This window comes from Paenibacillus suaedae (genome assembly GCF_032337355.1).
Classification (GTDB): Bacteria; Bacillota; Bacilli; order Paenibacillales; family Paenibacillaceae; genus Paenibacillus_B; species Paenibacillus_B suaedae.
The window spans coordinates 315,661-341,202 of record NZ_JAVYAA010000001.1 but is presented as its reverse complement, the minus strand read 5'-3'; the positions used below and the strand labels follow the sequence as shown (position 1 = coordinate 341,202).

General features: G+C 45.5%; 15 protein-coding genes and 1 other annotated feature. Of the genes, 2 read left to right on the top strand and 13 right to left on the bottom strand.

What is annotated here, in order from left to right; all coding sequences use genetic code 11:
* Positions 1 to 30: 30 nt before the first annotated feature.
* Positions 31 to 1,827 (bottom strand): flavocytochrome c, encoded by a 1,797-nt coding sequence (locus RQP50_RS01495; RefSeq protein ID WP_315742696.1) that lies wholly within the window; start codon positions 1,825 to 1,827, stop codon positions 31 to 33.
* Between the two features lie 139 nt (positions 1,828 to 1,966).
* Entirely contained in the window at positions 1,967 to 2,515 is a 549-nt protein-coding gene (locus tag RQP50_RS01490) for a GNAT family N-acetyltransferase (RefSeq protein WP_315742694.1), read from the bottom strand.
* Between the two features lie 133 nt (positions 2,516 to 2,648).
* Between RQP50_RS01490 and RQP50_RS01485 the strand changes: the two genes are divergently transcribed.
* Positions 2,649 to 4,388 (top strand): ABC transporter substrate-binding protein, encoded by a 1,740-nt coding sequence (locus RQP50_RS01485; RefSeq protein ID WP_315742692.1) that lies wholly within the window; start codon positions 2,649 to 2,651, stop codon positions 4,386 to 4,388.
* Between the two features lie 61 nt (positions 4,389 to 4,449).
* On the opposite strand, the gene RQP50_RS01480 is transcribed toward RQP50_RS01485, so the two are convergent.
* Together RQP50_RS01480 and RQP50_RS01475 are read right to left on the bottom strand one after the other, a co-directional pair.
* A complete protein-coding gene (locus tag RQP50_RS01480) occupies positions 4,450 to 5,475 on the bottom strand; it encodes an alpha/beta hydrolase (protein ID WP_315742691.1) in 1,026 nt (341 codons plus the stop codon).
* Positions 5,476 to 5,624: 149 nt separating this feature from the next.
* Positions 5,625 to 7,310, bottom strand: a complete 1,686-nt coding sequence (locus RQP50_RS01475) for an alpha/beta hydrolase family protein (protein WP_315742690.1) — start codon at positions 7,308 to 7,310, stop codon at positions 5,625 to 5,627.
* Positions 7,311 to 7,585: 275 nt separating this feature from the next.
* On the opposite strand from RQP50_RS01475, the gene RQP50_RS01470 reads away from it, so the two are divergent.
* Positions 7,586 to 7,690 (top strand): DUF6254 family protein, encoded by a 105-nt coding sequence (locus RQP50_RS01470; protein ID WP_005543954.1) that lies wholly within the window; start codon positions 7,586 to 7,588, stop codon positions 7,688 to 7,690.
* A gap of 216 nt (positions 7,691 to 7,906) precedes the next feature.
* On the opposite strand, the gene RQP50_RS01465 is transcribed toward RQP50_RS01470, so the two are convergent.
* The 9 genes from RQP50_RS01465 to RQP50_RS01425 form a co-directional block, all read right to left on the bottom strand.
* Positions 7,907 to 8,221 (bottom strand): YerC/YecD family TrpR-related protein, encoded by a 315-nt coding sequence (locus tag RQP50_RS01465; protein ID WP_065291372.1) that lies wholly within the window; start codon positions 8,219 to 8,221, stop codon positions 7,907 to 7,909.
* A gap of 247 nt (positions 8,222 to 8,468) precedes the next feature.
* The gene (gene nhaC, locus RQP50_RS01460; RefSeq protein ID WP_174810417.1) at positions 8,469 to 9,854 is read right to left on the bottom strand and encodes a Na+/H+ antiporter NhaC; all 1,386 of its coding nucleotides are present in this window, start codon (positions 9,852 to 9,854) and stop codon (positions 8,469 to 8,471) included.
* An 83-nt stretch (positions 9,855 to 9,937) separates the two neighbouring features.
* On the bottom strand, positions 9,938 to 10,765 hold the full coding sequence (pdxK, locus tag RQP50_RS01455) for a pyridoxine/pyridoxal/pyridoxamine kinase (protein ID WP_021254318.1): 828 nt from the start codon (positions 10,763 to 10,765) through the stop codon (positions 9,938 to 9,940).
* Positions 10,766 to 10,841: 76 nt separating this feature from the next.
* On the bottom strand, positions 10,842 to 12,713 hold the full coding sequence (gene tdc / locus RQP50_RS01450; RefSeq protein WP_315742678.1) for a tyrosine decarboxylase: 1,872 nt from the start codon (positions 12,711 to 12,713) through the stop codon (positions 10,842 to 10,844).
* Positions 12,714 to 12,787: 74 nt separating this feature from the next.
* Positions 12,788 to 14,197, bottom strand: a complete 1,410-nt coding sequence (gene tyrP / locus RQP50_RS01445; protein ID WP_021254320.1) for a tyrosine-tyramine antiporter — start codon at positions 14,195 to 14,197, stop codon at positions 12,788 to 12,790.
* Between the two features lie 1,072 nt (positions 14,198 to 15,269).
* Entirely contained in the window at positions 15,270 to 15,950 is a 681-nt protein-coding gene (locus RQP50_RS01440; protein WP_315742676.1) for a protein rep, read from the bottom strand.
* 80 nt (positions 15,951 to 16,030) lie between these two features.
* Positions 16,031 to 17,293 (bottom strand): tyrosine--tRNA ligase, encoded by a 1,263-nt coding sequence (gene tyrS / locus RQP50_RS01435; RefSeq protein WP_315744524.1) that lies wholly within the window; start codon positions 17,291 to 17,293, stop codon positions 16,031 to 16,033.
* 115 nt (positions 17,294 to 17,408) lie between these two features.
* Positions 17,409 to 17,633: a binding site (T-box leader), on the bottom strand.
* Positions 17,634 to 17,956: 323 nt separating this feature from the next.
* Positions 17,957 to 23,989, bottom strand: a complete 6,033-nt coding sequence (locus tag RQP50_RS01430) for an S-layer homology domain-containing protein (protein WP_315742674.1) — start codon at positions 23,987 to 23,989, stop codon at positions 17,957 to 17,959.
* A gap of 520 nt (positions 23,990 to 24,509) precedes the next feature.
* The gene (locus tag RQP50_RS01425) at positions 24,510 to 25,292 is read right to left on the bottom strand and encodes a CPBP family intramembrane glutamic endopeptidase (RefSeq protein WP_051614011.1); all 783 of its coding nucleotides are present in this window, start codon (positions 25,290 to 25,292) and stop codon (positions 24,510 to 24,512) included.
* Between the last annotated feature and the right edge of the window lie 250 nt (positions 25,293 to 25,542).

Below are 25,542 nucleotides of genomic sequence, written 5' to 3'. Positions count from 1 at the left end.
GGGTTCACTATAATCACATCTGCCTAACTTTTATTTCACAGACTGTTGTCCTGCAATACGGCCGAATGTAATGGCGTCCGCAACCGCGTTGCCGCCGAGACGGTTCTTGCCGTGGATGACACCTGTTACTTCACCTGCTGCGAACAAGCCTGGGATCGGTTGTCCCTTCTCATTCAATACTTGAGTCGTCTTGTTGATCACCACGCCACCCATCGTATGGTGAACGGATGGAACTGCTTTTTCAATATAATAAGGGCCCTTGCTCATGTCCTTTAGGCCAGCACGATGATGGAAGTCCTTATCGTCTCCTGCTTTTGCGAAGCCGTTGACCCGCTCAATTGTTGCCTTCAATGCAGCCGGATCGATGTTGAAGAACTTTGCAGCGTCTTCAAGCGTGTCCGCTTTATACAGCATGCCTTCCTTCACGAGCGCATCGTATTCGTCCTTGTGCACCTCGTGCGTCTTACTAATATTCGCAATATCTTCGTTCCACAGTTGGTAAGCGTATTTTCCCTCCTGCGCCAAAATTGCCTTGGAAATTACGTCGCGGCGTTCAAGCTCTTCAACAAACCGCTTACCGCTTTGGTTCACAAGGATTGCGCCATCGAAGCGGCTGTCCGCTACGAGCGAAATAACACCTGTTACTGGATCGCAGACCGGATACGTTTGAATGCTCTCCATGTTCGTTAATGCTGCCCCTACATCCTGAGCCATCACGATACCGTCACCTGTAGAGCCAGGAGCATCTGTTGTCATGTATTTCTCGTCATACTCCGGATTATATTTCTTACGCATTTCTACATTGGAGCCAAAGCCGCCGGATGCAATGATAACGCCCTTGTTCGCATGGAATGTCAGCTTGCTTCCTTTAGCGCCTGTTGCTTCTACGCCGATTACTTTGCCAGAGCTGTCTGTGAGCAGCTTTTCCACTTTCGTATCTGTCTTCAGCGGAATGCCAGCCCCATCCAAATGCTTCTTCAGCTTCGTAATCAGCTCTGCCCCTGTATGTCCCTGTGGAATAAGCGCGCGCTTCACGGAGTGTCCACCGAACTGGAAGAGATGATCCGGCAAAAATTCAACCTTGATCTCATCCTTCAGCCATTCTGCTGCTTGGGTCGCATTCTCAGCCATCGTGCGCACCATCTCTGGATCACCGACGTTGTCGCCGCCCTTCAGCGTATCCTTAATAAACAATTCGACATCATCTTTAATGCCAAGTTTCTGTTGAACCCATGTGTTCGCTGCGTTCATTTCCCCGCCGGAAATCAATGTGTTGCCGCCAACGGTTGGCATCTTCTCCAACAGAACGACAGTAGCCCCTGCCTTCTTCGCTTCAATTGCCGCACTGAATCCCGCTCCGCCTGCACCAACCACAACGATGTCATAGGTTTGTTCCGCAGGCTCCTCGGATTTATTGGAGGAATCGGCCTTCTTCGCGATGAGCGTAATTCCTGCTTTAGATACAGCATCTTGGACTGCATCAATGAAGCCATGGCTCGTCATGCTGGAGCCGCTGATTGCATCTACTTCAGCCGTATTGGTGCTGATCATATTTTCTTTCAGCTGTTTATATACAGGCTCGGCCAGAACTTCGTTCTCCTTCTGTTCGAGTACCTTAATATCCGTAATTTCATTATTGTCGAATGTAACCTCTACCTTGATCGCACCGTGCTTGCCATCACCTTCCCCGACAGATGTAATGGTCTTGCCTTGTTCCTGCTGTGCGGCTCCTTGCGATTCCTTGCCACTTCCATTGCCACAAGCTGCTACCATTACAATAAGACATAAAATGAGCAGCCAAGTTCCAGCCTTACGAATGCTCTTCATGTTGTTATACCCCTCGTCTGTATATACTGGTTGTCCGCTGCGCACGCGGAAGATGTACCGTACATAGATAAGAGTAGCATATATTTGTAATGTTAAAAGTGAAAGTTATCACTTTCACCTAGTATATCTTTTATTTTCATTATTTTAGAAGTAGACTTTGCTTCATGTACTCCGATTGCAGCAGTCCCATATGGATAATATCGTGCCAAGCTCCATCGCGGAATAATGCCTCTTTCATAACCCCCTCTTGCTTAAAACCCATTTTCGAGTACAGCCTAATCGCTCTTTCGTTAAAATCGAACACCCGCAAGGACAATCGATGCAAATTCAACTCATTGAAGGCATAGTGCAGCAAAATCTGCATTGCTTCCTGACCGTACCCTTTCCCCCAATAATCCGGTTCGCCGATATCTATTATCAGCTCCGCATTGCGATTTTTGTAATCGATTGAAATGAGCGACATGATTCCGATGGGCGTATCCGTGTCTGCGTCACCAATGATATACGATTTCGAACTCGAAGATCCAAGTATAACAGTGCGAACAAAAGCATCAGTATCCTCAGGAGCATATACATCCATATGCGGATTCGTTGTCTCCATCACCCTTGCATCGTTTCTCCAGCTATGATACACCTGTGCATCCTGCTCCGTCATTTTGCGCAATCGGATTCTTTCTGTTGTGAACATAGGAATGCCTCCCTGCTTCTCTCTTGTTTAGAAAACTAATAATAACTGCTTTATCCCTATTATCAGCCTTGCAAAAAGAGGAAAAAAGGGTATAATCCTTGCTTACATGTCCCCTTTTAGTGAGGTGAGTCAATTGCTTCAACTGGATTATTTATCATTGCGCGCCTATCTCTACGAGCGTGAACATGAGCATACCGCAATGCTGCGGCTGCAAGAACTGGAGAATGTATGGCATTGCAGCCGGAAAAATGCTAAACGAAAGCTACATAAGCTGGTATCTGAGTATGATTGTACTTACATTCCCGGATGCGGCAGAGGAAATCAATCCGAGATTTGCTTCGTTACGGATTTTTATGAGGATCTGCTTGATTTCATTCAGCTCTGTCTTCAGCAGCAGGACATGGAGCAGCTGCTTCAAGTGCTTCAGCTTCCTTTTCCAAGGCAGTGGATCGGTGATTTGCAAAAGCCTATTCAAGAGCAGTTTGGGCTGCAGTCTACAACAGTAGGTAAGGATGTGTTACATGCCATTACGACCTATCCGGTAACGAATCTTGATCCTGCGTTCGTATCGATCACCTATGATTCAATGCTTGCCTCGTTGATCGGGGATACACTGCTCCGTTATGATGCCGATCAGAATGAGCTTGTGCCTCATTTAGCTATTGGGTGGGAGGTCGATGAACAGGGGCTAACATGGACGATATATTTGCGCAAGCAGGTATGGTTCCATCACCATCGCGCTTTGACAAGTCGGGACGTCAAGTTCAGCATGGAGAGGCTCATGCATTCAGCCTGTCCCAATCGCTGGCTAGCCCGAGATATCGCATCTATAGATTGTCCTTCGCCACTCGTGGCTCGGATTATACTACATCGCTCGAATCCTTTGTTTGGGCGCTATCTAGCATCAACACCGATGATCATCCTCCCCGAAGATGGTGAGAATACGGACAGCTTCTTTATCGGCACAGGGCCATATCGGATTGTATCCTGCCAGCAGAATCGAGTTGTACTGCATGCATTTGATTCGTATTTTCGCGAGCGCGCTTATATGGATGAAATTCATTGTTGGCAAATGCCCCCGGAACGGGCACATCTTATCCAATATGACATTCCTAGCACTGGAACAGTTCCTTTCAATGCGGCATATGATCGTCCCACGGAACTTGGATATCGGTTTGCTATGTATAATACAAAGCACTCTTCTACCATGCAGAATCGCATGCTGCGGAAAGCGTTGAACGAATTGCTGGACATGGAAACCATGTGGAGAGAGCTTGGCAGAACTGGGCTTATCCCTGCCTCTCATTTTTTTCCGTGGAGGAGCACTCCGATCAGGAAAAGTCTAACAGAAGCAATAAGATGGCTAGCCATCAGCTCCTATAGCGGCGAAAAGCTGCGGCTATATATGCTGGATATCCCAGAGGCATGGGAGGAAGCGACATGGATTAAACAAAGGGCGCTCTGTATCGGGATCCATATCGAACTTCATCCCTACTCCTTCAACGATGTCCATGATTCGACTAACGATCCGCACATGGATATCATCCTGTCCGGTGAGGTATCATCACTTGATCCGCATCTGTCAGTGCTTGCTGCTTTCCGCAGCGATGCATTGGCTTTCCGTCGTTATTTGAGCGATGAACAGCTCGAATGGATTGATTCCCAATTCGTTTTGTTCCAGCATGAAAATGCGGAGGAGAGAGAAAGTCGAATTGATCGCATCGTCCAATACGTAGTTGATGAAGCCTGCATTGGTTTCATGCATCATCCGCAGCACGTGCGCCCCATTCATCCGATGCTGCAGCATGTTCAATATGATTCATTTGGATTTGCTGACCTGTATAAATTATGGACTCCACTGTTGAAAAATTAATATATAACCAACAGGAGCGCAGTATGCTTTGTCTTATTTTGTGCATATTGGCTCCTGTTTTTTATTTGCTTGCGTACTGCCTCAAAAATGACAAAGATTGCTCCAATGCCTTCATTCCAGACTCGGTATCTAACTTAAATTGAAACTCATGCTCGGTAATCGCCTCATTCTGCACGAAAAAGAGCGAATGAACCGGGACATTCACCGCCTCCAGCCTTGCAGCCAGCTCTCTTCCGTGCTCCTCAAATGAATTTTTGTTGCCATCGGTAATAAAGGTTGGTGGATAATCCTTCGTCACAAAGTTCACAACCGAAGCTAACTTCACCTTCTCCACTTCATGCCAATTCTTCTCTCCGATGTAGCTCCAAGCTACTTGATTCAAGAAAAATTGCACAGGCAGTGAATACTTCGTACTGTGGAACAGTTGAAGATCGAATGGGCCGCAATACAGCAGCATTCCCTTTATCGTGTCTCGTGGCACTGCTTGCTCCATACCCATTTGACGTGCCAAATCTGAGTTCGTCTGAATAGCTGTATAGTTGCTGGCAATCTGTGCTCCTGCCGAATCTCCAGCAAAGAATAGCCGATTTGTATCAATCGGGAAGCGATCTGGATTTGCCTTCACATATTGATAACATTCATCCAGTTGCAAAAGAGGCGTAGGATATTTGGCTTCTGGTGCGCGCTCATAATTCATCGCCAATACCACATAACCTTGACTTGCTAACATGGTGGAAAAAATCGCAAGATCCTTCTTATCCCCTCCAACATACGCGCCTCCATGCACCCAGATAATAGTCGGGTATGATTTCGCTCCTTCGGCGCTTGATGATTGTGGCAAGTATATATCGAATCGGTTGTCCTTATACCTTGATGGATAGGTCAAATCATGCTGAACCTGCACTTGGCTGCTATACGAAGCATACCCTGCTGGCTGGGTCGCGATTGGAGTCTCAAATAGTTTTCTTACAAACAGCGCCGTTAATGCAGGTGTGCTGTTCACCAATATGTAGGGAACCAAAATAATGAGAACAAGGGAGATCAGAAGCCCGATTCTGCGTTTTCGCGGTTTTTTCGTACGTCGCATGACCAGCCCCCCTTTGACTATTTATCCATTATAACGCATAAATCATTCCACTCAAAAATCACAAAGAGCGCATAGCCTAGCTATCTAGACTATCACGCTCTTGGTTATAAGCCAATGCTATATTGACGTGTATAACGGCAACGATATCATTAGGATTGAGTTTTTATCCATTTCGCCATGTCAGTAATAACATCAAGCGGTACGTTGCCCGGCAGCATATATTCTTCTCCAGTCGATGGTTTATCATACGGTACAAAAACATGGTTCAGCTTCGGATACAGCTTGTATGCGACATTGGTACGAGCCGACAGCGCCTTCTTCCAGCCGTCTAAATGCTCCTTGCCCACTTGGACATCATTGTCCCCTTGGATGAGGAACATCGGAACTTGCTGAGTCTTCGCAATGTCTCCGCCATAATAATCGCGGAAATCAAACCACCAAGAAGGTGTGCCGATTGGCAAATTTGCCGGGTAGTTGTCGACTGTATATTCTTTATTTTTTATGATTTGAAGGGACTGCTTCCATGCTGCTACTTGTGCTTCCAATTGAGCAATTGCCTGCTCTGGAAGCTTCGACTCCTTTGCACGAGCCAATTGGCCTTCGAATTGCGTCAGCATGAGATCCTCAAGCGGGCCAGATGGCCCTGCTGCAACTACAGCTCCCCGAATTGCCTTCGCAGTATCTTGAGCAAGAATTCTAGGCACGAGCATTCCGCCTTGACTGTGGCCAAGCACAAAGATCTGCTGCTTGTTCAGCCGCTTGTCTTGGGCCACCCAAGCAACCGCATGAAGGGCATCATCTATCGTCTCTTCCTTCACCGTAAAGCGTGGAACTGCGGTGGACTGATACGAATATTCACGCGTCCGCTTCTCATAACGAATCGTTGCAATCCCTTGCTTGGCAAGGCCGACGGACAGGTCACGGAACATCTTGCTGCTGCCGATCGATTCATCTCGATCATTCGCACCCGATCCATGTACAAGCACCAGAACCGGATAATTTCCGTCTCCTGTCGCTGGCACTGTCAGTGTGCCCGGCAGCTTGAATTCCCCTTCTCCGATTACGATCGACTCTTCTCTATAAGCACCCTTATCATCATAGGATGGGGCTTGATACTGACCTTGGGGTACGAAGTTGAAATACATATCATCCACCAAGCCGTCCTTAGCATAACGGAGTACCACGGATAATACCGAGCCTTTATCAGTCTTGAATGAGACGGCAGCATTGCGATGCACATCATTTTCAGTTTGCGTGACTTGGATCAATTGGGTTGGCTGCCCGAACATCGTCGTAATTTGCTTGGCAAACATGCCGATCGGGTACACGTGACCCGCTTTCTTGAGTGCCGGAGTCAGAGAAGATTGGATCTGCTCCACCGCTTCCGGACGGTCAGCGGCTGCTGCGAATTGCATGACAAATTGAGACGCACGCGTCTTCCAGTCCGACGTCTCTGCTTCCACTTTCCCATTTACCCACTTCGCTTGAATGTGCAGGGCTTCACACAGATCGTTCCAAGGTACAACCAGAGTTCCTTGCTCCACTCTAGGTGCCACAGTCAGCTTCAACGGTTGGCCGCTAATCGTCGATTCAACAGACCCGCTGCGTACGATCCATACACGATCCCCATAAGTAACCGTTGCTTCTTTCGTACTCTGATCCCACTTTACATAAGCTCCAATTGCGTTCGCCGCTTGCCGCAGTTGCACCATACTAGCAGTTTCCTTCTTTTCTGATGCCGCTTCCTGCTTCGTCTCCTCCGCAAATGCAGTTGGGACTGCGCTCCCGAGCAGCAAGCATGCTGCCATCATCCATTTCCAAGCTGATTTATTCAATTGGAATCCCCCCGGCCACAGAATTAGAACCCATTAGACATTTAGATAAATGTCTAAATAAAAGATATCACAACACCCAATTCCATGTCAAAAGAATCCATAACCCCTCTCCCCCTAACATTGGCGGGGATAGTCGCTATGAATCCAGCTCATATTAACAACACATTCGGTTCACGATTGAACCGAGTGCAGCACGGCTAGACAGATGCTTGCATCTATCCAGCCGCAAACTTACTATGCCTTATTGGGCTCATTTCAAGAGGAGGCTATCATCCATGTCCATTCCTAAACATCGCCGGGAAAACGCCGATAAAATCCGCAAGCAAACACCGCATGCGCATGGCAAGGTGAAATCATTCAAGGAGCTTGTTGAGGAGTAACATGCATGATAAGGGGCGACTTGGGCATTTCGCTTATCTCGTAATGATGCAGCGAAGCTTAGTCCCCCTCCTTCTCCCTAATGGTATGAAAATTGTATCGTATCACAAAGAATGAATTGATTTGAAGGCTGATTTTCCTTCTAGGTGCAAAAGCTTGCATGGAGAGGTATTCATTGTACGCAGATACATCGTACGCAAAGTCTGAAGATTGGAAACTTACTTCTCTGGATTGTTCTCTGATTGTTCTTTCATACGTGCGAATACGAATTCATAGCTGTGGTTGCCATGATTCAAGGATCGCTTAACGCGTGAAATGGTAGCCGTGCTTGCATTCGCCTCAGCTTCAATCTCACTGTATGTGTTATGGTTGTGCAGCATCTTCGCAACCTGAAAACGCTGAACCATCGTCTTAATTTCATTTACTGTGCACAAATCATCAAAGAAAGCATAGCACTCTTCAATCGTCTCCAAAGATAAAATCCCTTGGAAAAATTCATCTAACGCTTTCCCCTGCAGCTCTTCTATTAACATATGTTTACCTCCTTGAGTACTGACTGGCTGATTTCCAATCTCATCATGTTGAAGGTGGGATTAGAAGGTCATTCATATGACATATCCAGTTATGTGATTTTTTTCTCCAAGTATCTGAAATAGGTATAACATATTATAGCATTATTTTTCATTAGTAATTAATACCACATATTTCATAAGAAGAGCAGCACCTTCCATAGAAAAAAAGCTGGCTCTATGCACCAACTTTTCTTCTTATCGTTTGCGATTATGCTGCTTTGGAAGCTTTGGAAGCTTTCGTAGATTTTCCCAAGAAACCGTACAAAATGTTGAGAAGCGGTGCAACAATACAGAAAATAGCGAACGGCAAATATTCAAGTGTCGATACGCCGAGTGTCCCTGTAATAAATACCCCACTGACGCCCCAAGGAATGAGCGCATTAAAAGCTGCTCCGCCATTGGCGAGTATTCTCGTCATTTCCTTGCGTCCCACATCAATCGCATCATACTGAGACTTGAACGCTTCTCCCGGTAAAATAATGGACAAGTACTGCTCTCCAAGGAGAAGGTTAATCCCCATCGAGCTAAGCGCCGTCATCAGAATCAGCTTTCCTTTTGTGCTAACAAATGAAGAGATGCGAGAAATAATCGTTTTGATGATGTTCATTTCTACCAACAGCCCGCCTAATGATAATGCAAGCAAAATAAGGGATACAGACCACATCATGCTCTGGATACCGCCGCGAGACAACAGCTTGTCCACGCTCTCAACGCCTGTCTGCGCAACATAACCATCCTGCATCAGCTTAGACAGGCTTGCCAAGCTTGTTTCTGGGTGATAAATAAACAGAACTCCGATGGTAAAGACAATGCTTAGCAGCAAAGTCGGGATGGCCGGAATCTTGCGCCATGCACATAAGAAGAGTACCAATACCGGAATCAAGGTCCATGCAGATACGGTAAATGACGAATTCAAAGTCTGAACAAGTTCATTGATTTGTTCGCCTGTCGTCAGCACCTTCGCGTGACCTACAATTCCAAAGAACAAAAGCGAAATCAGGAAGGCGGGAATAACAACTCGCAGCATATAACGGATATGTTCGAACAAGTCAACCTCACCAATGGCCGAGGACAGGTTCGTTGTATCCGATAAAGGCGAGACGTTGTTTCCTAAGAATGCACCTGAAATGATTGCCCCGGTCGTAATGGCGGGATGGTATCCCATAATCTGCCCCATTCCGAAGAAGGCAATACCTACAGTTGAGATCGTAGTGAATGAGCTCCCTACTGTAATACCAACGACTGCACAAATGATAAAAACAGAAGGCAAAAAATATTTAGCGGACAAGATGCCAAAGCCATAAACCATAATCGTCGGAATTGTTCCTGCTGCAATCCACACGCTGATTAAGGCTCCAATTAGCATAAAGATGAGAATAGGGATTAATCCGGGTGTAATGCCGTTCGATATTCCTTTGTGAACGCGATCCCAAGATATGCCCTTTATTTTAGCGAAGACGATAATAATCCCCAGAGAGAATAGTATCGGAATTTGTGGATCCATGCTTAAGCCGATAATACAAGCTCCTATAATGGCTAATAAAACAACTAAAAGAAATAGGCTTTCTTTCAGTGTAACCTCTTCTTTCTTCATATAAGCCGAACTCCTTCATGACCAACTATTGCAATGCTGCGCTCGCAAATGGGGTCTATAGATTGGACATATACCTGCTGTGTTTAGCAATTCATGCGTTGTTCAGCCTTATTGTACGCACCATGCCATACAGGTCCTACAAATTGATTAAGCGCGAATCCGCCTCCAATGCCTGCTGTAACGAATTGCTTCGCTGTAGCTACTGCATCCTTGACCGACATCCCCTTCGCAAGACCAGCAGCGATAGCCGCCGCAAATGTACACCCTGCACCATGATTATGGTTCGTATCCAGCTTCTCTGCTTCGAACAATGTGAACGATTGACCATCGAACAGCAGATCAATAGCCTTCTGATCTTCCAATGTCTTGCCACCCTTAATGACTACGTGCTGTGCTCCAAGCTCATGAATCTTGGTTGCAGCTTCCTTCATATCCTCTAGCGTGCTAACTTTGCGAATTCCCGCAAGCTGTCCCGCTTCGAATAAATTGGGCGTCACAACCGTTGCTCTAGGAAGCAGAAGCTCTCGAATGGCTTCACCGTTTTCCGGTTGAACAACTTCATCCTCGCCTTTGCACACCATAACTGGGTCGATGACGACATTCGTGATGTCGTGCTGGTCAATAACCTCTCTAAGCAGTTCGATCACAGGAATGGAACCGAGCATGCCTGTCTTCATCGCATCTAGTTTGCCCCCAGATAGTACGGTTTTAATCTGATTGCGAACAAGTTCAGGATCAATCGGATATACGGCATGATGCCAGTTGTTATCCGGATCCATCGTAACGATGGAAGTAATGGAAGAGAAGCCAAATGTTCCGTATTCTTCAAACGTTTTCAGATCCGCTTGTAGTCCAGCGCCGCCGCTAGAGTCCGAACCTGCAACCGTTAATACCTTTTTGATGTTTGTCATATCCAGCACTCCTTGGATAAAGAGGAATGCGCAACAACCGAAGATTGTTACGCATTCCATTTTATAAATTTGAAACTTACATTTCGTACAAGTATATTTTTTCCAGCTTGTCTTGAATAGCTTTCTCAATCTTAAGCGCATATTCTTCGAATACGTCTTTGTCATGAGCATATGGAGACAAGGCACAAGCACGAAGGATTGTAACTTTTTCAACACGATCCCATTCTTCTCTGCTGAATCCAAGGCTGTTGACGAATTCCAATGGGCTGTTGCCATAGTCAGGAATTGCAAAGTCTGTATGAGAAGTGATGAATTCGTTGTTATACAATCCGCCCTTCACATAGGAAGCGTAATTGAAGAATTCATGGTTCAATTTGTTCATTTTCTCCAAGTCTGTGTTGCCTTCTTCGTTAAATACATAGTCAACCATGTTGAAGTCTGGTTTAGTCAATGGATGAAGTTTAATCACTTTGCCATTAACGTTGAATGTTCTTTCCTTCAAGAAGTTGTAGAAGCGATAAGCGCCTTCGATGCTTGCGCCCATCAACTTACCAAAGCCTGTAACGTTAAGCGGCAATACTTTGTGAGCTGTCCATACAGCTGCTGCTGTTGCACCTGCTTTGGAACCTTCGAGAATGTACGCGCCGAGCAATGCTGGGATATCTGCACCCTTCTCGAACACGTATGTTGCGAAGTAAGAGATTGCATCGCGCATTCTGATATCTTGAATAACAATTGCACCTGCAGAGTAAGGGATATAGCCCATTTTGTGCGGGTCAATTGTAATGGATTCAACTTGGCTCATTGCTTTGAAGGCTTCATATACGTCTTCAGTAAGCCATTCGTCCTTCAAGCTCATATCTGTGAAGACATTGTGTTTCTTGAATACTTCATTAATTTTGTTATATTCGATGAATTGATCATTTTCATCCAAGAAGATGGAACGTGCATATCCGCCGTAAGCTGCATCGACATGGATATAGAAGTAAATGCCTTCCTTCGCCAATTTTTCACGAAGGGCAACCATTTTATGAATATGGTCGATTTGACCTTCTTCTGTACTGCCGACTACGCCGACAACCCCAAGGACTGGCGTATTTTCTGCTGCCAGTTCACGAATGCGTGTTTCCAGCTTTTCAATATCCATGTGATAGCTGCTGTCTACATCGATTGCTTCAACAGCATCCAAGCCGATACCGATAATGTCGGCTGCTTTCAACCAGGAATAGTGTTTTGTTTGTGGAATCAACCATTTACCAAGCTTGTCCAAATAACGGCCGCTGCGTGCGGATTTTGCTTTGATATCATCCAATTTGTCTTGAACTTTGTCCAAGATGTCCATAATTTCATTCGTAGGCATGTTGAGCAATTCCCATTCGGATTTGCCTTCTACATGCTCAGGTGCAACTTCTTTAATTGCAAGCGGCAAGGACTTGATGTTACGTGCATACCAGAGACCTTCCAAGTTCGCGATGGAACCATCGGCACAGATGTGGCCCCAGCTATGTCCTTCGCGATAGCTCATCATTTTGCACAATTGATGTCCAACTTCTTCTTCCATTTGGGATGTACCCGGAGAAGATTCATAAGCTACGTTGTTACCATTCCATAGCATTGCTGCTGTATAAGCGATAATCGCAGGCATCAATGTTTCAGAGTTCATATGACCCCAGAAGCGTCCTGCTGTATGCCAAGGCAAGGATTCGGAACGAAGCTTGGAAGACAATTGATCGAATACGCTGCGCATATGGTCTGCAGTATTTTGGAAGCTCTCAGAGCTCTTATCGAAAGGAGAGATGACTGGCAAATCTTGCGGTTGATAGTTTTGTCTCCAGCCAACATGCTCGTCCACAATTTTATTCAATACTTCTTTGAAGAGATTAACGTTTTCGCCTTTAGAACCAAGGAATAATGCTTTCAGGTTAATTTCCGGAATTTGATAGTTCATGTTCTATTCCTCCCGTGATGTATAAATGAATTGAATGTGATGAAACGAATTGATGAAGCACTTAATTTGTGAAACTATTCACTCTTTTTCCAGCTTGGCTTCTTGAATTTATATATGATAAGGGCGATGCCCACCATAACAATTGTTGCGCCTACTTGATAAATGATATAACCCGTTGTTTGGCTTGGTTCGAGAATAGATGGTGGAATCAAGCTAACAACCAATGTAATGCCTACGCTCAACAAGGCCAGCAAAGCTACGAACCACATCAAGCCATTGCCTTTGCTGCCAAGTCGGAATGGTCTTTCGACTTCAGGCATTTTGTAACGAAGACGAATTGCTGAAATTGCGATAAAAGCATATACGAGACAATAGAGAATTGTCGTTGTAATTGTGATAATCAAGAACGCACTGTTTACGTCAGGTACTACGATATAAAGAACGGAAACTAACGAGATAACAATCGCTTGGATCAATACGAACGAAATTGGAATACCTTTTCCATTTCTCTTTTGGAAGAATGGCGGCAAGTTACCATCTTCTGCGACCTTGATCATCGATTTACTTGGTCCAAGTACCCATGCACTAAGTTGAACAAGTACACCGATCAAAATCATTGCCGATATAATATTAACGAAAATTGATGGAATGCCTAAGTCTTCACAGAAGATCAGGTAAGGCTGCGTAATGTTCGCAAGTTCCATTTTCCCCATTGGAACACCGTTTGCTACAGTAAGACCTGCAATCAGGTTGAAAATAACCAGCAGGATAACGGAAGCGATAACTGCAATCGGATAGTTGCGTTTCGGATTTTCAATGTTATTCGCATGTACAGAGGAGATCTCTACACCAGCGAAGATAAAGATGATACCGGACAAGAATGCCAAGCTTCCCAAATCGCTTAGATTCGGCAACAAATTGCTTGCTTTGAAGTCAGCCAAGTAACCTTGTGGGTTAATTCCATTTTTGAACATATACATAAGACCCAGGATTACAAGAATAACGAATGGGATATACACCCCGATAATTGCGCCCCAGTTACCTGCAATTTTGACCATATCGAACTTCAAGTTCAATAATGTAACGCCCCAATATGAAATCAGGATAACTGCGAATATGAAGTAATTGTTTGATGATAAATCGGGAACATTAATGACGTATCCGAATAGAACCCCTACTGTGGATGCGACCATTACCATCCCGAAGAACATTTGTACCCATAAGAGCCATGAGGTAACGAAGCCCCATTTCTCGCCTAAAGCGTTTTTAACCCATACTTGCGGTCCGCCCTCTTCAGGGAACCCTGTTGACAGCTCGGCTGACATCAACGCGATTGGCAAGGCGAACAATACGGCTGCAACCAACATATAAAAGATTTGAGTCCAGCCGGTGGCGGCAAGTGTCGGCACACTACGAACAGTACCGAAGAACGCCATCGTAATCCCAATTAACCCGAATAGCGTCAACTTTTTTGAATTGGCCATTGATCTATCCTTCTTTCTCTCAGTTGTCTAACCTTTTCAATCTTCCTAAATTATTCAAATCAATGAATAAGGTATGAATTGAAACTATAGGAATGCAATTGAAACGCTTCGAGCTCACCCCTTGATCATATGAAATTATTTATATAGTTTTGTTAATCGATTAACTTGCACCGTCAGTATACGCCTCATTTTTTTGTTCTGTCAATTCGATTCAACACCTTGTCACATAAGGTTTTTTCGTCATTTTCCAGAATCTTGTTAGCAAATACTTTAAAGCTTTTTCCAGCAATTCGATGAAGGCTTTAAAGGTTTTTCGCTTCTATAGGTAAAAGCATTTCCAGGGTGAAATAGTGAATATAAATGCGGTAAATAGTATTTTTATATATACATCATTTCATCTTATCTATCATTTATTTATTGATATTGAACACACATCCTTTCAATCATGAAATAAAAGCACACATGGGGATTGGTTGCCTACTAGACGATATCACTATCATGCGTTGGGGAAGTTGTTCTTATTCCCTAAGGTTGAACGTAATTGAGGGCAAAACTGGATTGGGGAACAAAGAGTGAAGAAAATACAAAAGGGAATACTTATACATGCTGGGGAATATGTTTAGCGGCTTGCTGGAGTAAGGGAAACCTCTCAGAAATAGATAATACCCTCTCTATTTCTATTTTTTATCAAATTCCACTCAAATGCTTGAAGTACGCAGACACAAATGCGGAGGATTAATTTGGTAAGTAATTATGTTGAAATCGGCTATTTCTTATATCAAAACATGTACCCTTTCTTATTTTCCTATGATAATCCTCATATTTTAGTTGTGAAATATATCATAGCCAAACATTTCAATTTTTGATCTTTTTATTGCCTTTATAGATTAATGCGCTCAATCTGCATCAGAAAGTGTATAATTTCTCTTCAACTCCCACTTTTTTGAACCAAGCAGCATTCATTGGTGACGTTCCGTACAAAGAAAGGACTGGATTTTGTCTCAATCCAGTCCTTCAAACTTCTATCATCTATAATAAAATAAATGATGACTCTATTTCTTAGGATGATGATCTATTTGAGCCGTATCCCAGGATACCAATCGAGCATGATTTCGAATGCAGCGTTCGCTACGACATCTTCTGTTCGGTACTCGCTCAGTTCATATACAGGGTCAGGCTTCAACTTCTCCATATATTCCTTCATCACTCTGCTGTATCCGATTAATCTGCGAGAAGGGAGTAGGGTACTTGGCTCACTACTCTCCAACCTTCGTTGTCCCCTATTCACTACAAGCTTGTCCAAGCCTTCGTCCATCTTTTGAACAGTCGCCTGCTGATCGCCCTTTGGGTTCACAACCTTCACGTTCACGGTCACATGGTCTACAGATTCTTTATCCAAAGCTCTGCACCATAGAGACAACCACGACTCTGCCTTAATATAATACCTGCCTTGAAAATAACTCTTAATTGTTGGAAGCAGAATATGTAGCTTAGGCTGGCAACTCTCTTCATTTCGTATAATATCCAACATTCGAAAGCAGCCTAGCGATATCTGCTTTACCTGTTTATACTTGCATAATCGATTGAACGCAATCAGCATACGGTCAAGTTCTTCATTCAGTTGATCGAGAGCCACTTCGGCAATCCCGAGATCGAGCATAAGCCAATTGACTTGCATGTCCTGATTGATAGCCGATATAATGCGATGATTCAGTAAAGCACTTTGCAGCGATTTTTTCCACGATTCTGGCATTTGGTTATCCTGCCCCCTAACTAAAGGAGATAAAGGAAAGAGAATAGCTGTAGCAGCTATTCTCCAAATTTCATAAGCAACTATTCTCCCAATTTCACGAGGCTGTAGCTCTTTTTACCTTTACGGATAATAATGAAGCGGCCATCGAAGGAATTGTCCACAGTAACTGTCATTTCCAGATCCGTTACTTTTTCTCCATTCATCGAAATTGCACCGTTCGCAATATCTTCACGCGCTTGACGCTTGGATGGTTCGATACCAAGATCAACGAGCCAGTCTACAATGTTTTTCTCTTCCTTAGAAGCATGAAATGTAGGCATATCTTTGAAGCCTTGCTCGATTTCATCTGCAGTCAGCGCTTTGATATCTCCGCTGAACAAGGCAGCTGTAATTTTCTGAGCTTGTACCAATGCTTCTTCGCTATGAACGAATTTGGTCATTTCTTCAGCAAGTACACGTTGAGCTTCACGTTTATGCGGCTCAGTTTGTACTTTCTCTTCCAACGTCTTGATTTGCTCTTGCGTTAAGAATGTGAAGAATTTCAGGTATCTAATTACGTCACGATCATCTGTGTTTGCCCAGAACTGGTAGAACTCGAATGGAGTCGTTTTGTTCGGATCGAGCCAGATTGCACCGCCAGCAGTTTTACCGAATTTCGTACCATCTGCTTTGAGCATCAATGGAATTGTCAAACCAAATGCTTTAGCTTCTGATCCTTCTTTTTTGCGAATCAAGTCAAGGCCGCTTGTAATGTTACCCCATTGATCCGCGCCGCCGATTTGCAGTTGTACGTCTTCATTAACGAACAAGTGATGGAAGTCCATCGACTGAAGAATCTGGTACGAGAACTCAGTGAAGGAGATCCCCGTATCGAGACGGCTTGCTACGATATCTTTCGCCAGCATCGTGTTGACGCTGAAGTTCTTCCCGTAGTCGCGAAGGAAATCAAGAATTGTTACGTTATGAGTCCAATCGTAGTTGTTCACCATGCGCAGGCCCGTTTCGCCTTCGTTCAGGAACAGCTTCTTCATTTGCGCAGTCAATGCATCTACGTTATTTTGGACTTGATCCATCGTTTGCAGCGTACGCTCTGTTGTACGGCCGCTTGGATCGCCGATTGTCCCTGTTGCTCCACCAATCAAGATCACCGGACGGTGTCCTGCAAGCTGGAATCTCTTCAGCATCATGAATGGAATCAAGTGCCCGATATGCATGCTGTCCCCAGTAGGGTCAACACCACAGTATAATGATATCGATTTCTCGCTTGTTAATTTACGCAAACCTTCAGCATCTGTCTGTTGATTAATGGCACCGCGCCATTCCAATTCGTCGATAATGTTCATCATTGTGATTCAGCTCCTTGGTGTGAATTTATATTTGATAATTGGGAATGTAAGTTCAAAACGCTTCCTTATAGGTTTAGAAAAACAAAAAAATCGTCTCCTTGTCTATTGTAGACATAGGGACGATTAATTAACCGTGTTACCACCCAGCTTGCATGAACAGTGCTGCAGCCACTATTCATACCACTCTCGGCAATGATATCGATTGCCAATCCGCTTAGCGTTACCTAAGAACCTCCAGAGTGTAATTCGCAATTCATTGTGTGTACCAGGTCGCATCAACCCCTGGCTTTCTGAGAACAGTGACAACATTGCTACTTCGCTCTTTCATCGGGTTATTCAATATTAGATTACTGACAATCTTAGAACTTATTAAACCGTCTGTCAACACCATTTTTTTGAAATTTTAAAAATTGAAGAAGTCGGAAACAGGGATCTTTTACGCCTCTGCAACTGTCCGGTCGCAATTAGTATGACTTAAACGGTATGTTCTATACAGCTGGATCAACATTCAAATCTTCCATTAAGCCCACAACAAGGTCTTGATCCAGCGTCCATCTTGAAGCTGATACTTCAGCCTCGTATGCTTGCATTTGAACTTCCAGCTCATGAAAAGACCGTCAGGATGATCCCTGACGGTCTTTTGGGTTCTGCGCGTATTCGTTACTTATTCAACATTATATACAGCATCTTCGAGATTTCCGCTCTCGTTACTGAGCCGCGCGGATCGAAACGGTTGTTGTCTTTGCCATTAATGATACCCGCTGCTTGCAGCATCGTCACCGCATCCTTCGCCCAGCCGGAAATGCTGCCCAAGTCAGCAAATGCTGGCACGGAGGACGATCCCGAAATTGGCTTCTTCATGTATTCTGCCATTTTGTTCAGAATCACCGCCGCTTCTTGGCGCGTAATCGGCTCCGTCGGACGGAATTTGCCGTTGCTGCCCTGTACTAATCCCAGTTCAGCCGCTTTGCTCACATAGCCTGCATAGTAACGGTCTGCCGCTACATCCGCGAATGGCGTCTGTCCTTCTGCTGCTTGGATACCCAGAGCACGGATGACGAGCGTCGCGAAATCCGCTCTCGATACATGCAAGTTCGGGCGGAATTGGTTATTCTCCATCCCCCTAATGATATTCTTCGCAGCCAGCTTGAGGATGTACTCATCAGCCCAACCGCCGATTAAGTCAGCGAACTGCTTGTGAACCTCGAGCACTGCGAATTGCCCCAATTGATCAGTCGTGAAGCTAATTGTGCTCCCATCGAACGTACCCGCGATCATCTCTGCTTTGCCGCCGACCAGACGATACATATTCGCGTATTCTTTTTGCAGCTGCTTCTGTTGCTCTGCCGTTAGCGTACGCTTCACGGTAATCGAACCGCTGAATTGCTGAACCGCCGTCTCTGTCTTTCCTTTGAACGTAACGAGCTTAATCGTAAAGACTACGCCTGTCGACTTCAGTTCACCGTTCGAGCTGATTGCCGCGTTGACGGCCGTCTGGATTGAGGAATTCATCGTCGGATCAATATGAAGTACGATGCGATCCGCATCTGCAATGTCATTTGGCAAGGAAGCTGCCGGAATCATCACGGTAAATCCAGATCCCACAATTTCAATACTCAATTTGCGTTCTTTCGCTTTTTGCACACCAGCCGCATCCAACGCGAGCTGAGCCGCTTGTTCCGAAGCCACTGCCTCAAGCTTAATCTCCACTTTGCCGTGCTCTGCTTCATTGACTGCTTTTTCAAGCGCAGCGCGATCTACCGCATAAGCGCCATCTGCGCCCGCTTTAATGCTTATAACCCCTTTGTCCGAAGAAGTCTCCGGCTTAGGTTGAGGTTTTGTACCAGGCTTTTGTTCTGGCTTTGGATCTGGTTTCGTAGTACCAGGGCCTGGATCAGGATTACTCACCTTACCCGTATAGAAGCCCCAAATATCCGATAACACTTGACCGCTGTTGCCGTCCTCTGCCTTCGTATACCATTGATAGTAGCTATCGCCTTTGAGACCGTTCCAAGTAAAAGCTGCCTGCTGGCCGCTCTTCACGTTATTCACTTTGCCGATCGGCAATTCACTATAGACCTTCACGCCGATGTAGTCGGTTGCGACGCGTTTGGTCTTCGGCTGTAAATCCAAATCCAGCGAAAACTCGTCTTTGCCAGGATAGAACTCAGGATCGTAATAGTTATAATCGTCCAGATACGGCGAATACGTCTTGATGTGAAGCTTGTTGTTCTTCATGTCGAACTGCATCAGACGGATATAGCCGAGACCGCCTTCCGGCGCGCCTTGATAGTCAGCAAGCATCTGATAGACTTTGCGCTTCTCGCCGTTGTCGTCCTCCAGCTCATCGATCTTCAGCTGCGCATCGTGATAGTGTCCGGACAATGCCGCGATGACGTTCTTGTTCGGCTTAATGACCTTCTCGAAAATCTTATCGGCAATCGGGGCACGGTTATTGGATACGAGCATGTATTCATGCAAGCACAAGATTGCCTTACGCTCCGGATATTTCGCCACGACCTCATTCATCCAGTCGATTTCCTTGTCACCCAGGCCCCAGCCCATATAGACGATGATAAAATCATTGCCTCCGGCCGAAACGAGATCGTAGTGTCCGCGATTGTTCTGATAGGACTCGCCGTACGTTGGCATATCCTTGAATCTCTGTTCTCCGAAATACTGCCAGTACTTCGTATAGTCGTTGTCTTGGTGACCAACATCATGGTTACCAGCAAGCACGCCGTAAGGAATGTTGGCATCTTCCAACACCTTCATATCCTCGTCCGCTTCCTGCCATTGATACTCTTGATAGGATTTATCGACGATGTCTCCCGTATGGATGACATATTTAATATTGTTGCTCTCTTTGTTATCCTTCACCCAATTCACGATTTTCTTGTAAATCTGAGGATAACTCTGCGAGTAGTACTGCGTATCCGACATCCATACGAAGGAGAAATCATACGTATCTTGGGCCGTATCAGACTTGAGTTCCTTCATCTCCGCGATCTCATCTTGCACGATGATCTGGATTGTCTGTCCCATTGCATAGTCTTCAACTTTAACCGTGGACTTCAATTCGAAATCCTCTGTGCCTGCAATGCGGGTAACGAGCTGCACCCATTTCTTCGCGCTCTCGTTCCAAGCATACAAGCTGACTTTACGTCCTTCGATCGATTTGCCCTTCCAGACGATATCGACGCGGTCTGTCTTCTGAACCGCTGGGTCAAGCTTAATCTGATAACGTTGGTATGGGAATTGCTCCACTGCGTCATTGACTAAGTAATCGCCGTCTTCTGCGCTGATCTTACGGTAATCCTCCGCCGTTAATGTCTGCTCTCCTTCCGGAATCATGACTTTCGGCGGTTCGGTATCGGATGCGTTCATGAAGCCTGTGAATCCTTCTGCAGTGCGGTTGCCATCATATTGGAAGCCTCTGTAGAACGTGACGTTCATCGGATCATTCGTCGGATCCTGCACTTTCACCTTCAGACCCACGCTGCCGCCCAATTCGGATTGACCTTGCGTTGGCGCGATCAATTCCGGCTTCAGCGGATTTTCCTCCGGCGTCGTGAATGTGACCGTACGCTCCGCTTGATTGCCCACCTTATCGGATGCCGTAATCGTCAGCGTGTGCTTGCCCGCCTTCATGCTGCCGGAAGATAAAACATAGGGAAGCTTAATATCTTGGTTATCCAGCTTCACGATCACTTGGTCTACGCCGGCAATCTGGTCTTTTATCTCCGCATCCAGATTGAAGCTGCCGCGGTACTGCTTGCCTTCTTCAACATTCGGCTTGATCGAAGGCGGCGTATTGTCTACCGTGACATTCGCTGTCACGTCAACGTTGTTGCTATCGGTCACTTTCACCTGATGCGCACCGTCCGCCACTTTGGTCGTATCCCAAGCATAGGCGCGCGACTGGAAGTACTTCGCATCCAGATTGAAGTTGAAACCGATTCCTTCCATTTTTCCCGGGCTGTCGCCGATCTTGATTTCTTTACCCTTCACGTAGAGTGGATCCCAAATCTCGGTACCATCCGCTAGCATTAAGCGTACGTTTCGTACTTCGAAATCGTCTTTATTCTCTTCCTTGCGGTCATCGAATGGACTTGTCTTCGAACCTGCACGAATATAGATCACGTTATCCGCACCAATATGGAAGCGGCTCGCATCGATTTTAAAAGTCAATGTCGTATACGTCGGAATCGGATCCATGAACGTATAGAGGATCGTCTTATCCTTCTCGCTCTCCGGCCCCATCGTGACGGCATTCTTGAAATAATAGTCCACGTTCTTCGCTTCGAAGACGAAGTATGCATCATGCTCTAATGCATCGAACGAACCTTGTGTAATCGCTTGGCCGTCTACGCTTAACTTCAACGTATTCGCAGGCGTTGTCTCCGACGTCCCTTTCAACGTCTTCGTGCCGTTCACGATATCCCCGTTCTTCACGTTGAGACGGAGCGGATCATGACCCGGCTTGCCGGTGATGTCCACCTTGGCCTTTACCGTCTCCACCTCATTTGTACCGTCAGATACCATGAAATAATATTCAATATACTTGCTGCCGATCAGCGTAGCTGCAGGCACGAGATAATGATACAACGAATCAGTGAAATTCTGCGTCAGTGCATAACCGGTATAATCCGCTTCTTTGTCCGTGCGGATATAGACTTTTACTGTCGCCACTTGCCTCTCATCATCCGCAAAAGCTTTCAGATCAAGGTTCTGCGATTGCTCTACCGACGTTATGCCAGAGCGGTCTTCTGCCTTTGGCGGCGTCGTGTCTTGCTCGACATGTACAGGCACAGCCGGAACGAGCGCCGGATCGATCACGCCAGGAGCAGGCGCCGCGAGCCCGGAACTTGTCTTGATCATCGTGATGCTGCCGTCCATTGGATATTTGAATAGAATCGCTTTGTCTTCCTTGGTCTCGTCACTCACGCCGCCTTCATATACGGTCGTTGCGTCATAATTGGCATAAGAAATTTCTTTGCCCGTGTTCGTCTTAATGACGATACCACGGCGACCCGAATTCGCCATGCCGTCACTCATGATTACGAACAGGTTCGCATCCTCAACCAAGTTTGTCTTGTGGAAGTTGTTGAAATCCGCAGCCGTATAGCTATTGTTCGCGCCGTTCTTAATCCAGAACACAACCGACTGCTGAGAAGGAATCATGAAATCTTCTTTGGTCGTAGGCCATTTCAAATCAGCTTCCGGTCCATCATCAGGATATCGATAGTTGACCTTGTAGTTCTTGAAATCGATCGGTGCATCGGTATTGTTGTACACTTCAATCATTTCGAATGCGTCCGATGACGTGTTCGGCACGTTCGTCGTGTTCGGAACGATCTTTGTCACCAGCAAGGACGGCACCTTTGCTGCGTTAAATGGCGGGATATTGACATCCACGGAGTAGCTCTTCTCGACGTCTTTCACACGAATGGTGTAATCGAGCGTAGATTCGACGAACGCATTCGCCGGAATGGTAACGCTATAATCATTGCCATCAGGTTGCAGCTGCTTCATTGTCAGAAGGGTGTACTTCGCCTGCGATGGCGACTTGTACAGCAGCTCTACTTTGTCAACTTTGACTTTATCCGGATGGTTCAGCTTCGCAGTAATGAGCAGATCCTTCGCTTCGACTTGCTTCGCCGAAGTATGCTCGATTTGAAGCTTGTCCCCTTGTACCGGCGGCAAAGATTCGATCTCGACCGCATATGTACCCGAACGCTCCGGCGGCTGATTGCCGTCCGCCGCTTCAATATAGTATTGAAGCAAATTGCCGTCAACGACCGCTTGGCCCGGAATCGTAGCCGTATGCTTTACGCCGTCAGCCGATGCCATCACTAGCGGCGTATAAGCCGTCTGAACGTCTGTCTTATAGTAGACGGAAGCGGTAACCGAAGTCTGGTTGCCTGTAATGGACGCATCGATCGGCACATCTTGATTCACGAGCGTCTTGCTTGCCGGCACGTGATCGAAATTCAGAGTCGTAGCAGCAGGCGGCTCCCCGATATCCGAAGGGAATGCCGGTACTTGATTCGCCTCAACGGTTCCCGGGGAAGCCGGTTGCGATTCCGCTGCGCCTATCATCGCCATATTCTTACTTGCATCTATTGGATAATTATAGTGAATGCCGTAATTTTCTTTGGACTTGGTTACCGAATAAGCCGCTTTGGCAATCTCGACACCGCCTAGCGTATGAATCGCTACGCTGCGTTCTCCCGTATTCGCCATGCCTCCGCCGGCATCAATCCGGAACAAATTCGTGTTTTCGATCAAATTGGACGTATGTCCGTTAATTGTATAATTGCTATTAAATGCATCAGCCGTCTCGTTCGTATTACTGCCGTTCATGATCCAGAGCACGATCGTCTGATGCGGCTTGATGATCACGGGCACTTTCTTATCCGTAAGCGACCAGTCATTGTTGCTGCCGTTGTTATACACGATTTTGTAATCTCTGAAGTTGATGTCTCGGTTCGTATTATTGTAAATCTCAATACTCTCATAGCCGTCGGCCGAATTCACATTCTTCGTATCTGGCACCAGCTCTGTAATTAATAGCTTCGGCACCTTAGTATAATCGAATCCAGGTGAAGCTTGCGCCAATGCGGGCTGCAGCACGCCAAGCAGCATGCTCCCCAGCAATGCCAGAGACAACCATTTTCTGCGTATTCGCATGTGATCTTTTCTCTCTCCTTTGTTATCTGTTACAGAATGGTAGATGTATTGCTACTGAATTCTACCTCCAAATTGTAATATCCAGGTCATCCCCATATGGAGTGTCTGTAAAAGAAAGTGAAAGCAAAAAAAAGGAATCACGCGATCTAGCCAGGGGGATGCACCATTTATTTAGAACAGAGTATTATAATAAATATAGTACCTTGACTGTCAGTGTAATATATTTTATTATGCAGTTGTGGAGGTGATTGTATGAGCGAGAACAAGATCACATCCGACCTACTGCGCGGACATACGGATACGATGATGCTTATATGTTTGCAATAAGGGTGTATAAAAAGAGGGTATAAAAATTTTAACCGCCGAATGCTCGACACAGGCATCTCCCTAAACAAGGCGGTAGAGTAGAAACTGATTCAGAAGGAAAGTATTGAACAAAGAAAGATGATCGTATACAAAGCTGTAGAACAAAATGAGTGCCCCAGCAAATAGAGCTGAAGCACTCATCTTATAGAGTCGCTCATTGCGACATTTGAGGTTGTTGATCGGTAGAATTAGTGATGCTACTCTCTTGCGCAATATGCTTCTTCCAAAGATAGATCGCATAAAACAATAAAAGTGCTACCTGCACGGGTAGTATAATAATTCCAGTTTCGATACTGCCTTCTGTCAGAAGTGAGATAAAGTCATGTGCGGCATGCCATACAATTACGAACCACAAGCTCTTCGTAATCGATACAATCTCCGCGAATACAATACCAACCAGAAAAGCATAAACAACCTGCAGTAAGCTGTAGCCAATATTTTGGCCACCAAATGCATTCGCCATATGTAATACCCCAAATATTACCGACGACCATATGATCGCCGCTTTAATTCCTTTTTCCCCTATGTACCTTAGAGCCAACCCCCTAAAATAGATTTCCTCATTGAAACCAATCGAAATCGTAAATAACAGGGTAAACACATATTGTACCGGACGTATTTCACCACTGAAGCCATACGCTACAATAGAAAGCACTTCAATTACGAGCAGCGGAATGTAAAACATAACCTTACTACTGCTCTTAGCCTCGCTATAACGGAATCCGTAATCATATAACGAAAACCGTGACTTCTTCATAATCATAAACCCAATAATGGCTGATACAGCGAGAAAAGCTGCCAATACTAACAAGCTATGATCATCGTCTAACCCGATAGCCTTCGTTACAGCGAAGCCGGTTGCTGTCATCAAAGTGCAAAGCAATCCTACAAGTATTGCCGCCCAGTATGGGTGTCTTATCGAAAATTCTGTCTTCATCAATACTCCTCATTTCGCTCATTAGTATTGTTAAGGAAATAACGCATACCTACCTTGGTATGAATGATGCAGCATTTCTCTGCTCTCCGCAGCGTGTCTCTGTAAGTTGATCCGGGATGGAGCTTCGGATTCGATTGAGCACTTGCTCGTATAGTGGTTTGCTTAAATCCAACGTGATTCACATTCCGCAACAATCATGTCATTCAATGAGCTCCTTCCTTTGGTGTATCATTTGTATGTAGTGTATTAT